Source organism: Methylobacterium haplocladii (assembly GCF_007992175.1).
Taxonomy (GTDB): domain Bacteria; phylum Pseudomonadota; class Alphaproteobacteria; order Rhizobiales; family Beijerinckiaceae; genus Methylobacterium; species Methylobacterium haplocladii.
The window spans coordinates 1-12,196 of sequence record NZ_BJZT01000048.1; the positions used below are offsets into that span (position 1 = coordinate 1).

Genomic DNA, 12,196 nt, shown 5'->3' on the forward strand with positions numbered 1-12,196 from the left:
GCTAGCCCGTCTTGCGACGGGTGAGAGGGACGGGCGTCACGAAGCGCATTTCGGGCGGTGAATCACTCGGCTCCCACACGGTTCTCAGAGGCATGTCGCGCCCGTCCGGCGCCGTGACCGTACCCTCGAATATGATGCGAGGCGGTCCTTTCGGCTGATCCTTCTTCACGCCGGGCAGGTTGCCCATGGCGTGCGCGACAAGGGCGAGGACAAGCGCGTTGGGATCCTGGGGTGTGAAACCGAAACGGAGAAGAAACTTCGCCTTCGGGCCTCCGATCGGGTGAGAGAGGTCGAGGAGATACCGCGCGATCTTCGGGGCGTCGATGATCCAGCCGACGCGATCCGTCTGGCCTGTCAAAGGGCCGCGCGCTCGACGGGTCGTATCTCGTGCAGCTCGACGGTTGCGAGTGCCCCTTCAGGCTCGGCGAACTCGACAACGCAGGTCTGGCCGCCATCGTGAACGCTGACGGCGGTGCCTTCGGTACCGGCCGGGATCGCGTCGCCGTCGTCGCTTACCACGGCGACCATCAGCACGACGTCGTCGAGCTCCCGAAGGAGCGATTGCGGCGTCGTGTGCTGGATCCGGTAGGCGAACTCGACGGACATCGACCTCTACCTCAAGCGGCGTAGCTAAGGTGCGGACCTCAGGATGTACGGTACCGCATGTAGAAATCCGACACCAGATTGATATGGCGTTGAAGTCATGAGGTGAACGGGTGGGACGCGCTGGCCTTCGCTGCCGCTTCCGTGATCGAGGCCCCCGGTCGTGCCAAACGAAGGCCGGGCATCGACTGCCCGGCCTTCGTTTCGATTCCATCCGCCCGCCGGGCGAGGCGTGCCGATCCGAGGATACCTTACTTCGGTGCGGCGTTGGCGGCCGGTGCGGTGGCGCCGTTCTCGAGGTTCTTGCGCATGGCGTCGCTCTTCTTCTCGAGCTCGGCCTGAAGCTTCTTCTGCTGCTCTTCGAGCACCTTCGGATCGACGGCCGGGCCGTCGAAGGCCGTGCCGAAGCCGGCGAGCGGCACCGCGAAGATGACTTCCTTCTGAGTCTGGTTCTGCACCGCGACGTTCAGCAGCGTGCCCTTCTTGAGGGCGGCGATGAATTCCGGCGAGACGCCGCCGGCTTCCGCGAAGCAGCCGTTGGGGAAGCAGACCGCGAACTTGCCGGCGGTGAGCTCCTTGCCGTCGATGCTGAAGCGGATGCCCGGCGCCAGCATCAGGCCGAGCGGCAGCAGGAAGCGGACGACCTTGACCTCCTGCTTCTGGGCCGCGTTCTTCATGTCGTAGACGGCGGCCGCGAGGACCGGCTGGCCGTTGTCGGAGACGAAGTCGCGTGTCGTGTAGCAGACGTCGGTGCCCGAATTGTTGTCCTTGCCGCAGACCTTGGTCCACTTGTCCTGGCTCGGCTCGGATTTGACGGTGATGATCTGCGGGCCGGCCTGCGCTGCTGCGCCCTGCTGGGGCTGGCCGGCGGGCGCGGCCGGCGCCGGAGCGGCGGGCGCAGGTGCCGCCGGGGCGGCCTTCTTGTTGGCTTGGGCGAAGGCCGGGCTGGCAAGGCCGGCGCCGAGGCCCGCCAGGGCGATGAGCGCGGCTGTGCGCAGCGGGCGCGCGGGACGGTTTGCAGAGAACATCGGCTTCATGACCCCTTCAACGGATTCGAATCGTCGCTTCGTGGTGCGGCTTTCGTGACGCACGCGGCTGTCCGAAGAGCAGCGGGACCGATGCGATCCGACGGACCGGCGATGGGCCTGTCCCATCCCGAAGCATCGGATCTTCGAGGGCTGCGGGTAACCCGTTGCCCGGTCGAACGATCACGCGGCCTGCTTTCCCCCCGTAATGAGGCGAAGGCATGACGCCTGCGCCGTACACGGATGCCCGTTGAATCGGAAGAGCTCAGAGGTTCTCGATCCGGATGGAACCGGGCTGCGGGACGTAGGCGGACAGGTCGAGGCCATGGCGGGTGATGCCGTCCGCGTCCGACCCGAGCTGGGCGAAGCCGAGCCCCGCGTAGTGGCCCTGGACCATGCCGTTCTTCGCGCTCGGTCTGTAGAGACCGATCAGGCGGTTCGCACCCATGCCCGCCGCCGCCTGTGCGACCACCGCCAGCATCGCCGCCTCGACCCCGCGCCCGAGCACGCGGCAGCTCATCAGCCACGACTCGATCACGCAGTCGCCCGTGCCGGTCAGGCGGCCGACCACGAGGCCGATCATGCCGTTGTCGGCGAGACGGTCGACGAGGCGGAACTGCCGGCAAAGGACGTCGCCATCCGCCATCAGCGCCAGTGTCTCGTCCTCGGTCGTCCGGCGGGTGGTCAGGTTGAACTGGTTGGTCTTGTTGGTGAGCTGGACGATGCGGGCGAGACCGATCCGGTCGAACGGGGCGGCGACCAGGCGCATGTCGAGGCCGGCGAGGTAGGCCGGCAGGTCCGCCGCGTCCGCCAGTGCGGAGCGATGCACGGCATGTGCAGCATAATGTCGGCCGCGGGCCCGGTCCTCGTCGGTGACGGCGAGGGCCTCGAAATAGCCGGCCTCCGCGAGGCAGGGCGCGTAGCCGGACGGGTCCTCCGGCAGTTCCGGCACCGCGACCATGGGCAGTTCGGCACGGACGAGTTCGCGCTCGAACGGGTTGTCGTCGACGAAGACCAGGGATTCGAGGCCGATGTTCAGGGTCGCGGCGACGCGCCGAAGGTTCCGGGCCTTGTCGTCCCAGTTCGCCAGGAAGACGGCGATGTCGCCACGGCGCAGCAGCATCTCGGGGTGGCGCTCGAACACCTCGAATGCGTTGGCCTCGTCGTTCTTGGAGACGACGGCCAGGATGACGCCCCGTGCCGCCAGGTCGCGGGCATGAGCCTGCAGCGAGAGATACGCCTCGCCCTCGGCGCTGCCCTGGCCGAGGGCGAGTCCGGCCAGCCCATCATCGCCGACCACCCCACCCCAGAGCGTGTTGTCGAGATCGAGCACAAGGCACTTGCGCGACAGGCCTTTTCGCGCGGCGAGCAGCCGGGAGAGCCGATCGCCGTAGATCGGGGCCGCGGCGGCGCTGACCGCGTGCTTTGCCCGCAGCCACCAGACGGGATCGTGCAACGCCGCGACACCGTAGCGCGCGGCCATGTCGTCGAGGGCAAAGACCTCGACGCCGTCCTCGACCGCCGCCTCGCGGATCTCGGCGTTGAGCAGAACGGTGGCCCGGGCACGGGAGCCGGGAAGCGCATGCTCGTTCGCGCCGAGGAGCGGCAGGGCCGTCGGGAGCAGGGTCTGCTGCAGGATCGGACAGCGGAACCGCGTACGGGCCTGCCGCCAGAGGTCGCGCATCGCCGCCAGGGCCGCGGCGCGCGCCGCCCCGGCCGAAGCGGCGTCGGAAGTCGGGTCGATCCCGCGGGTGACGTGAGGCGTGTCGAACGCGAACAGGATCTCGTCCGGCCGAAAGGCGTGCAACCCCGACGCTTCGTCGAGCACATCCTGGAGATAGGAGCCGTAGGGCGCTTCGTAGGTCGCGAGCCGGATCCCCCTGCGCAGGGCGCCGACGCGGATCGCCGGCAGCAGGTGCGAGACCGTCGAGGACGCCAGGACGGCGAGTCGCATCGGCGGGGGCCCGAAGCCCTCGGAGGCGTGCGCCAGGCGCTTCTGCAGGGCGCGGTCGAGCTGATTGGTTTTGAGGGCGTCCAGCCGCGTCTCGGCGAGCCGGACGAACGCCGCCCAGGGAGCATCCGGCGCACCGAGGGCCGCCAGATTGCGTGTCCAGTCGCGCGGTTCGGGCAGCCAGGAGAGATGCATCTGTCCGCCCGTCAGCCCTGCCCTGCGGTCTTGCGGGCAATCGTCTCCGCGAAGTCGGCCACGCGGGCCATGGCGTCGACCTCCCGGCTCGTGAAGCGGATGCCGAACTGCGATTCCGCCGCCATGATCAGTTCGATCATCCGGCCCGAATCCCATCCGGCGACATCCTGCGCCGTCGTCTCGGGCGCGATCGTCAGCGCCTCGTCCTGGAAGACGTCGCGGAACACCGCGGTGAGCCGTTCGTAGATGGCGTCTTGGTTCATGGAGAGAGAACTCCGGTGCGCGTCCCGCCGGATCGCGGGCCGGCTGTTCGTGGCGACGCGGCCTCTGCGTTGGATCGGCAGCATTTCTGTGGCATGCGCCGGCCGACGAATCGGGCTATCACTCAGCCGGTCCGGGGCCGCCTTCGAACCGATCGACGGCTCCCGGGGCGCGCTCCGACGGAGCGGAGACGGGTTCATCGCAAGACTGAGCGTCGAAACAAGGGCTTAGAGCCATTCCCGATCGCGCGGCGATCGGGCGCGGCTCCTAGTGTCGGACCAGAGGAGTCGCTCGGAAGGGCATGCGGTTTTTCGTAGACGCCGACCGAGGCGACGTCATCCACGGATGGGTCGTCCCGGACAACCCCCTGGCGATCAGCCGCATCCACGTCTCCGTCGATGGAAGGCGGGTGGCCGAGATCCCGGCCACCGAGATCATCGCGGAGCTGCGGGAGGGCGGCTTGCACGCGACAGGACAATGCCGGTTCCAGGTGAACGAGCAGAACGTGCCGGGGCTCGCCGCGCTTCCCAGGCTCGAGATCCGCGACGTCGACACCAACATCCTCGTCCACCGCCGCATTCCCGATCAGAACCTGTGCCGGCTGAAGGTGGTGCTGGTGAATACCGGCATCCATCCCGAGACCGTGCTGCAGGCGGCGCTCTACCCGCATTTCCAGCAGAGCTATTTCGGCATCGGGAAATTCTCCGAGCAGGTGTTGTCGGTCCTGTTCGACACCCCGACCCTGGATTCCTGCTTCATGTCCGGCGCGCTGGTCTATCCGCGCTACGAATCGCATTTCGTGCTGCAGGACATCCTGACGATGCTGCTCGTCCAGGAACCTTTCGTCGAGATGGCGAGCCGGATGCTCTGGCTTCGCGCGCGTGCGGTCCTCGCCCAGGATCCCGCCCAGAGCTGGCGCCTGGGCGATCTGGCGGAGGCGGCGCGGTTCACCGCCGATTACGACTATGCCGATGCGAAGAGCCTGAGGCGATTCTTCCGGATGCTGCCGGAATCGGCCTATCGCCTGCTCTACAACCCGCTGACCCGGCTGCTCGGCACGCGGTTTCCCGAAGACCGCATCCTGCCCGCCAACTCCATCATCGCGGTGGAGGTGCTTTCGCGGGTGTCGATCGTCGGCCACCGCGACTACTTCGAGGCCTTCGCAGCGACGGTGCTCGACCGCTTGGGCATCGATGCCCCGGTGCCCTCGCCCACCCTGATCGCCCCGGAGGTCTATGCCCTCGCCGATCGGCTGCGGCCCCTGCGGGACGTTCAGGACTTCCTGAACTTCGACATCGTCATGAGCGAGGCCATTCGTAAGTCGGTGGCGAAGAGCTGGGCGAAATGAACGAACCTGCCCTGCGCCGAGGCCGGCCTTTAACCCGTGATTAACCATGACGGCTCCATCACCGCGGATGGGGTCGGGGATGCGTCCAGGTGTCTGCGCATTGGGTTGTCACGGAGGCTGAGGCGCTGCGGGCGCCCGTGCTGGCGCAGATCGGGCTCGGTGCGCTGCTGCGCCTGACCGCCCGCCGCCATCCCGACCGCGTCGCCCTCGTCGACCCCGCCGACAAGCCGCTCTGGAGCGGACGGCCGGCGATCACCTGGACCTATGCCGCCGCCGCCGAGATCGTCGATCGCCTCGCTCGCGGCCTGCGCGGCTGGCGTTTGCCGCCCGGCAGCCGCGTCGGCCTGTGCCTGCCCGGCAGCGCCGAGAACGCCCTGGCCCTGCTCGCGGTGGAGGCCGCCGGCCACGTCCCCTGCCTCCTGCCGGTCTCGTGGGACGAGGACAGCCTCGTCGCGGCCGTCCAGGGTGCCGGGGTCTCCGCCGTCCTGACGCAGGCCCGTCTCGGCACGGCCGCTCCGGCCGAACGGCTCTGCGCGGTCGCCGCCCGCTATTTCGGCCTGCGCTACGTCGCGGCCTTCGGGCCGGACGTGCCGGACGGGGTGATCAACCTCGACCGCGTCGTCCTGGACGAGCGTGCCGCGGCGGACGAAGCCGTACCTGTGTCGCCGGCCGTTTCCGGCGGCATCATCAGCTTCGCCGCCGGCGATCCCGGCCGGCCGATCCATCGCGGCGGCGGCGCCCTCGTCGCGGCCGCTGCCGCCCATCTCGTGGCGACACGCGTCGGGCCGGACGAGCGCATCCTGAGCCTCGCCGCCCCGCACGACCTGCGCGGGCTCGTCACGGGGCTCGTCGCGGCATTGGTCTCCGGAGCCGGCCTGGAGATGCTGCCGCTCTTCGACGGGGCCGCCTTCGCCACGGCGCTCGCCCGCGACGTGCCGACCCATCTCGTCGTCCCCGGCTTCCTCGAAGCCAACCTCGTCGGCCGCGCCCTGCCCGCGAGCCTGCGCTCGATCGGCCTCGCGCACCGGGCCCCGGTCCGCTTCCCGAATCGCAGCCGCCGGCCCGACCAGGCCCTGCGCCACGACACCGTGATCGACACGGTCGCCTTCGACGAGACCGCGATCGTCTCCGGCCGGCGCGGTACCGGCCGCGACCTCGCCCTGGTGCTGGCGGCACCCGAGCGCCTCGGCCTGCCCGAGACCGTGATGGCGATCCGCCGCGACGAGGAAGGCCGCCTCGCGTTCCGCGGACAAGCCTGCGCCTCGGCCCCGTTGCAACGCGGCATTCCGCTGGCCGAGCCGGTCCAATCCTGGCGGACGACGCCCTACGCGCCGATGGTCTCGGCTGGTCTCGCGACGGAGATCATCGCGGCTGCGAGATCCGGCGGCGATGGCATGTCCGCCGCGTTCGCCTCGGCCTGACGCCGACCCGCCACACCCTCTTCACGATCACCGAGCCCGCGGCGTTTGGCTGCCGGCCGCCGCGATTCCCGAGCGGGATCAGGCGATCGCGGCAGGCCGCGCCGTTGCCCGGCCGAAGACGACGGGCAATCGGTCCAGCCGGTTCACCGCGCGCTCATCGCGTACGCGGCATCCTCCGCCCTGTGGATGGGGCCGGCGAACCAATTCGGCCCATGCGAGTTGTTGCGGTGCGGCCCTTCCCAGGGTTGCCGATCTGGGGTATCAGCGACGATCATGGGTGCGCTGCAACAAGTGCTCGTTGTCGACGATGGCTTTCGCGCCGTCGACCATTCTCTGGCTGCCGACCTTGCGGGGCTCGGTTACGCCAGCGTCACCGCTTCGATCGAGGCGTTCGATGACGTTCTCGCGGTGATCGCGCGTCCCGCCGCCGTCCTGCTTCAGTCTTCCAACCGCGGTAATCCCGCGTATCAGCGGCTCGCCGACCGCCTGCGCGAGCAGATGAAGCGCGGCGGCATCCCGGTGATCGACATGGACGACGCGCTGGCCCGCGTCGGCGCTCCGGTCGATCTCAGGAGCCGCATCGGCCCTTACGTGCTCAACGAGCCGGATCTGTAAAGTCTGATCGCAACGGAACGATGACGGGCGGGCCGCGAGGCTCGCCTTATTCGTTTCACGCCGCCTTCTTCCCCGTCCCCACCATCTTGGCGAGACTGCGAAGGATCCCGGTCGTCTCCTTGAGACGCGCCGGGATCGAGGTGAGCTCGCGGATGAAGACGATGCTCATGTCGGGCCGGACCTTGGCGAAAGAGGCCTGTTGGGTGACGTAGGCGATGAGCCCCTGCGGGTTGGCGAATTTGCGCTCACGGAAGTGGACGACGATGCCCTTCGGGCCTGCCTCGACCTTCTCGATGTTGGTCGCGACGCAGAGGATCTTGATCGTCACGATCTTGAGGAGCTGCTCCACCTCCGGCGGCAGCCTGCCGAAGCGGTCGATCAGCTCGGCGCCGAAGCTCTCGAGCTCGGCGTCGTTTTCCAGCGTCGACAGGCGGCGGTAGAGCCCCAACCGGACGGTGAGATCCTCGACGTAATCCTCGGGGATGGTGACGGGTGCACCGAGCGCGATGGTCGGTGACCACGCCTCCTCCTCCGGCTCCTCGTAACCGGCCTTCAGCGCAGTGACGGCGTCCTCCAGCATCTGCTGGTAGAGCTCGTAGCCGACCTCCTTGACATGGCCGGACTGCTCGTCGCCGAGAAGGTTGCCGGCACCGCGGATGTCGAGGTCGTGGGATGCGAGCTGGAAGCCGGCGCCGAGGGTGTCCAGCGTCTGCAGCACCTTGAGGCGCTGCTCGGCCTGGGCCGTGAGCTGGCGGTTGGCCGGGGTCGTGAACAGCGCGTAGGCCCGGGCCTTCGAACGGCCGACGCGGCCGCGCAGCTGGTAGAGCTGGGCGAGGCCGAACATGTCGGCCCGGTGCACGATCAGCGTGTTGGCGGTGGGGATGTCGAGGCCAGACTCGACGATGGTCGTCGAGAGCAGCACGTCGTACTTGCCCTCGTAGAAGGCCGTCATGACGTCCTCCAACTGCCCGGCCGCCATCTGGCCGTGCGCCACCGCCACCGTGGTCTCGGGCATCTCCCGGTCGAGGAAGCGCTTAACCTCGGCGAGGTCCTCGATGCGCGGGACCACGTAGAAGGACTGGCCGCCGCGGTAGCGCTCCCGCAGCAGCGCTTCGCGGATCAGCAGCGGATCGAACGGCGTCACGAAAGTGCGCACGGCCAAGCGATCCACCGGCGGCGTGGCGATGATCGAGAGTTCGCGTACGCCGGTCATGGCGAGCTGGAGCGTGCGCGGGATCGGCGTCGCCGAGAGCGTCAGCACGTGGACGTCGGCCTGCAGCGTCTTCAGGCGCTCCTTGTGGGAGACGCCGAAATGCTGCTCCTCGTCGACGATGATCAGGCCGAGATCCTTGAAGGCGATGTTCTTGGCCAGCAGAGCATGGGTACCGACGACGATATCGACGGTCCCGTCGGCAAGCCCTGCCCGGTTCTGGCGCATGTCGGCAGCCGAGACGAAGCGCGAGAGCTGCGCCACCTGGATCGGCAGGCCCTTGAAGCGCTCCGCAAACGTGCGGAAATGCTGGCGGGCCAGCAGCGTGGTCGGCACGATCACCGCGACCTGCTTGCCGGAGATCGACGCGGCGAAGGCGGCGCGCAACGCCACCTCGGTCTTGCCGAAGCCGACGTCGCCGCACACGAGGCGGTCCATCGGGCGGCCGGTGTTGAGGTCGTCGAGCACCGCATCGATGGCGGTGGCCTGGTCCTCGGTCTCCTCGAAGGCGAAGCGGGCGGCGAACTCGCCGTAAAGCCCCTCCGGCGGACGAAGGCGGGGCGCCTGCTTCACGAAACGCTGGGCCGCGACCTTGATCAGCGCCCCCGCCATTTCGAGGATGCGCTTCTTCATCCGCGCCTTGCGGGCCTGCCAGCCGCTGCCGCCGAGGCGGTCGAGCGCCACCTCCGAATCCTCGGAGCCGTAGCGGGTCAGGAGCTCGATGTTCTCCACCGGCAGCAGCAGCAGGCCGGTGGCGTACTGGATCTCCAGGCAGTCGTGCGGCGTGCCGGCGGCGTGCACGGTCTTCAGCGTCACGAAGCGGCCGATGCCGTGGTCGGCATGCACGACGAGATCGCCCGGCTGCAGCGCCTGCACCTCCAGGATCACGTCCTGCGGACGTTTCGAGCGGCGCTTCTGGCGCACCAGCCGGTCGCCGAGGATGTCGCCCTCCGAGACGACGGCGAGCCGGTCGATGACGAAGCCGGACTCCAAGCCCCAGACCGCCACCGCCACGTCGGTGCCGCGCTTGAGCGCGTTGACGGCGGTGAGTGTGTTGATCTCCAGCGGCTTCTTCAGACCGTGATCGCTGAGCACGCCGCAGAGCCGGTCGCGCGAGCCGTCGGACCAGGATCCGAGGATCACGTGATGACCGGATCCCTGCAGCTCCTTGATGTGGGCCACTGCCGCGTCGAACACGCTCGCCGCCTCGTCCGCGCGCTCGGGCGCGAAGTTTCTTCCGCTTTTCGCGCCGCAGTCGATGACGGCGCGCTCCGTCGATTCAGGTTGCGCAAACGGCGTCAGCCGGGCGACGGCGCTCGCCGCGACCCGCTCCTTCCATTCGTTCGTGGTCAGGTAGAGCGCGCGCGGCGGCAGCGGCTTGTAGGGGGCGACGCCGGATTGCGGCGTCTTCTGCGCCTCGTCGCGGGCGTGGAAATAGTCCTGGATCAGGGCGAGGCGCTCGGTCGCCGCGTCCTCGGCCTGCGCGTCGAACACCAGCGGCACGCCGGCGACGTAGTCGAACAGCGTGTCGAGATGGTCGTAGAACAGCGGCATCCAGTGCTCGAGGCCGGCATAGCGCCGGCCCTCGCTGACGGTCTCGTAGAGCCGGTCGTCGCGGGTCGCCGCGCCGAAGGAGGCGATGTAGCCCTGTCGGAAGCGCCGGATCGTCTCGGTGACGAGCTGGACTTCGCTCATCGGCACGAGGTCGAGGGAGCGGAGCGAGCCGACGGTGCGCTGCGTCTCCGGATCGAAGGCGCGGATCGATTCGAGGGTGTCGCCGAAGAAATCGAGCCGGATCGGGTTCGGCAGGCCGGGCGGCGACAGGTCCAGAATGCCGCCGCGGACGGCGTATTCACCTGTGTCGCGCACCGTCCCGGTGCGCAGGAAGCCGTTGGCCTCGACCCACTCGGTGACCTTGGCCATCGGTACGATGGTGCCGGCGGCGGCCGAGAACGTCTCGACGGCGATGCGGGTCATCGGCGGCACGCGTTGCACGAGCGCATTCACCGTCGTGCAGAGGATGCGCGGCTTCTCCTCCGAGGAGCGCGAGCGGGTCAGGCGCGAGAGCGCGGTCATGCGCTGGGCCGCGATGCCGGAATTCGGCGAGACGCGGTCGTAGGGCTGGCAGTCCCAGCTCGGGAAATTCATTACCTCGATCTCGGGGGCGACGAATTTCAGGGCGTGCTGGAAGGCGTTGGAGCGGCTCGAATCGCGCGCCACGTGCACCAGCACAGCCGGCCCCTCGAAGCCCTGCGCCAGCGCGCGGGCGAGGTCGGCCACGACGATGGTGTCGAACCCGTCCGGGACGTTTCCCAGCGTCGGGCTGTCGCCGCGCTTCAGCGCCTCCAGCGCCTTTGCCAGGGGCGCGGATTTCGGCAGGGCGAAGCGGGCGACCTGTTGTTTCGGGGCGGGAGCGGGTGCGGTTTTGGCCATGTCGGGCGGGATGTAGCCCGAAACGCGCGGCGTGGTGAGGGGGCGGCGCGGGCTTAAAGGGTCGCGGTCGCGCATGCCCTCACGAATGGATCGGCGCATCGTGCCGATGAAACGCCTTGAGCCGGCGGTAGACGGGGGTGTCGTAATTCGCCGGCGTCTCGGCCTCGCCGGTGATCCAGCCGAGCAGGTCGCGGTCGGGCACCTCGATCAGGGCCTCGAAGACCGTGAGCTCGTCCTCCGTGAGCGTGCCGATCTCGGCATCGGCGAAGCGGCCCATGATCAGGTCCATCTCGCGCATGCCCCGGTGCCAGGCGCGGAACAGCGTGCGGCGGCGGCGCGGGTCGAGGTCGGCGCTGGTGCGGGTGGTGCCGGACATGGGGTGAGGCTCCGGTCTGAGGGGCTGCCGGCGAGCGATGTCCAACCCTCTTCCTCGGCCTGAGGTGCCGCGCAGCGGCCTCGAAGGGTCCTCCAGAGGCCGCGAGCGCACTGGAAGATCCTTCGAGGCCGCTGCGCGGCACGTCAGGATGAGAGCGAGGGTGGGAGACGCGACGTCAGGCAGGCCTGGGGTGGGCGATCGGTGGACGGAGTCTAACCCACCGCCGGGCGTTGCGCGAAGGGCCTCACGTCAAACCCGCAAACGTCTCGTTCGACCACGCCGAAGACAGCACCGGATGAGCCGGTGCGGTCTCTCGCTCGCCGCGGGCGGGCTTCGCGCTGCGCTGCCCCTTCGTCGCCCGCGGCCCGCGCGCCGGCTTTTCGGGGCCGCCGACGGCGTCGAACTCGAACAGAATGCGCGCGCCGCGCGCGTCACAGATCCAACCGTCTGCGAACCAGCCGATGAACTGGCCCGAATAGGCGAAGACGCCGTCGTCGTGGATGAAGGCGGCGGGGCGGCCGTCCCAGAGGAACAGCGAGCGCCCGTCGTCGCAGAAGGCCACGGCCCGGCCCTCGCGGTCGAAGAATTCGATCATGACAGCCCGTCCGTGTTTCCGCAGGACGCGCAGCCTATCACGGAATGCAGGGGATCACCGGATCCTCCGATCCCGGGATCAGGGGATCGCGCACTTGTCGCCGGGACGCGGCGGCGCTCACGCGATAGAAACCCCGATCGTGGAAGAGAACGCCTCCGCCGCT

The 12,196-nt window shown here is 69.0% G+C and carries 11 protein-coding genes; 3 read left to right on the plus strand and 8 right to left on the minus strand.

All coding sequences use genetic code 11. The features are described from left to right. Position 1: 1 nt before the first annotated feature. From MHA02_RS20430 to MHA02_RS20450, 5 genes are all read right to left on the minus strand, one after another. A complete protein-coding gene (locus MHA02_RS20430; protein ID WP_147082209.1) occupies positions 2-358 on the minus strand; it encodes a DUF6883 domain-containing protein in 357 nt (118 codons plus the stop codon). Then, positions 355-606: a DUF4926 domain-containing protein gene (locus MHA02_RS20435; RefSeq protein ID WP_147082211.1), complete on the minus strand. Its 252-nt coding sequence runs from the start codon at positions 604-606 to the stop codon at positions 355-357. Before MHA02_RS20435 ends, MHA02_RS20430 begins: the two co-directional genes overlap by 4 nt. A gap of 248 nt (positions 607-854) precedes the next feature. Continuing rightward, on the minus strand, positions 855-1,631 hold the full coding sequence (locus MHA02_RS20440) for an invasion associated locus B family protein (protein ID WP_147082267.1): 777 nt from the start codon (positions 1,629-1,631) through the stop codon (positions 855-857). Between the two features lie 262 nt (positions 1,632-1,893). Beyond that, the gene (locus MHA02_RS20445) at positions 1,894-3,774 is read right to left on the minus strand and encodes an HAD-IIIC family phosphatase (RefSeq protein ID WP_147082213.1); all 1,881 of its coding nucleotides are present in this window, start codon (positions 3,772-3,774) and stop codon (positions 1,894-1,896) included. Between the two features lie 11 nt (positions 3,775-3,785). Continuing rightward, positions 3,786-4,037, minus strand: coding sequence for an acyl carrier protein (locus tag MHA02_RS20450; protein WP_147082215.1), 252 nt, complete (start codon positions 4,035-4,037; stop codon positions 3,786-3,788). Between the two features lie 299 nt (positions 4,038-4,336). Between MHA02_RS20450 and MHA02_RS20455 the strand changes: the two genes are divergently transcribed. The 3 genes from MHA02_RS20455 (at position 4,337) to MHA02_RS20465 (ending at position 7,419) form a co-directional block, all read left to right on the plus strand. Further along, positions 4,337-5,383, plus strand: a complete 1,047-nt coding sequence (locus tag MHA02_RS20455; protein WP_147082217.1) for a hypothetical protein — start codon at positions 4,337-4,339, stop codon at positions 5,381-5,383. Positions 5,384-5,472: 89 nt separating this feature from the next. Beyond that, positions 5,473-6,804, plus strand: coding sequence for an AMP-binding protein (locus MHA02_RS20460; RefSeq protein ID WP_147082219.1), 1,332 nt, complete (start codon positions 5,473-5,475; stop codon positions 6,802-6,804). Between the two features lie 273 nt (positions 6,805-7,077). Then, the gene (locus tag MHA02_RS20465) at positions 7,078-7,419 is read left to right on the plus strand and encodes a hypothetical protein (RefSeq protein ID WP_147082269.1); all 342 of its coding nucleotides are present in this window, start codon (positions 7,078-7,080) and stop codon (positions 7,417-7,419) included. Between the two features lie 55 nt (positions 7,420-7,474). On the opposite strand, the gene mfd is transcribed toward MHA02_RS20465, so the two are convergent. The 3 genes from mfd to MHA02_RS20485 form a co-directional block, all read right to left on the minus strand. Further along, positions 7,475-11,062, minus strand: coding sequence for a transcription-repair coupling factor (gene mfd / locus MHA02_RS20470; RefSeq protein WP_147082271.1), 3,588 nt, complete (start codon positions 11,060-11,062; stop codon positions 7,475-7,477). 79 nt (positions 11,063-11,141) lie between these two features. Further along, on the minus strand, positions 11,142-11,438 hold the full coding sequence (locus MHA02_RS20475; protein ID WP_147082221.1) for an FAD assembly factor SdhE: 297 nt from the start codon (positions 11,436-11,438) through the stop codon (positions 11,142-11,144). Between the two features lie 244 nt (positions 11,439-11,682). After that, the gene (locus MHA02_RS20485) at positions 11,683-12,033 is read right to left on the minus strand and encodes a 4-fold beta flower protein (protein ID WP_147082223.1); all 351 of its coding nucleotides are present in this window, start codon (positions 12,031-12,033) and stop codon (positions 11,683-11,685) included. Between the last annotated feature and the right edge of the window lie 163 nt (positions 12,034-12,196).

Bases quoted from the DNA above. Each gene is read 5' to 3' on its own strand.
- MHA02_RS20435 (WP_147082211.1), bottom strand. From the start codon at position 606: ATGTCCGTCGAGTTCGCCTACCGGATCCAGCACACGACGCCGCAATCG.
- MHA02_RS20440 (WP_147082267.1), bottom strand. From the start codon at position 1,631: ATGTTCTCTGCAAACCGTCCCGCGCGCCCGCTGCGCACAGCCGCGCTC.
- MHA02_RS20445 (WP_147082213.1), bottom strand. From the start codon at position 3,774: ATGCATCTCTCCTGGCTGCCCGAACCGCGCGACTGGACACGCAATCTG.
- MHA02_RS20450 (WP_147082215.1), bottom strand. From the start codon at position 4,037: ATGAACCAAGACGCCATCTACGAACGGCTCACCGCGGTGTTCCGCGAC.
- MHA02_RS20455 (WP_147082217.1), top strand. From the start codon at position 4,337: ATGCGGTTTTTCGTAGACGCCGACCGAGGCGACGTCATCCACGGATGG.
- MHA02_RS20465 (WP_147082269.1), top strand. From the start codon at position 7,078: ATGGGTGCGCTGCAACAAGTGCTCGTTGTCGACGATGGCTTTCGCGCC.
- mfd (WP_147082271.1), bottom strand. From the start codon at position 11,062: ATGGCCAAAACCGCACCCGCTCCCGCCCCGAAACAACAGGTCGCCCGC.
- MHA02_RS20475 (WP_147082221.1), bottom strand. From the start codon at position 11,438: ATGTCCGGCACCACCCGCACCAGCGCCGACCTCGACCCGCGCCGCCGC.
- MHA02_RS20485 (WP_147082223.1), bottom strand. From the start codon at position 12,033: ATGATCGAATTCTTCGACCGCGAGGGCCGGGCCGTGGCCTTCTGCGAC.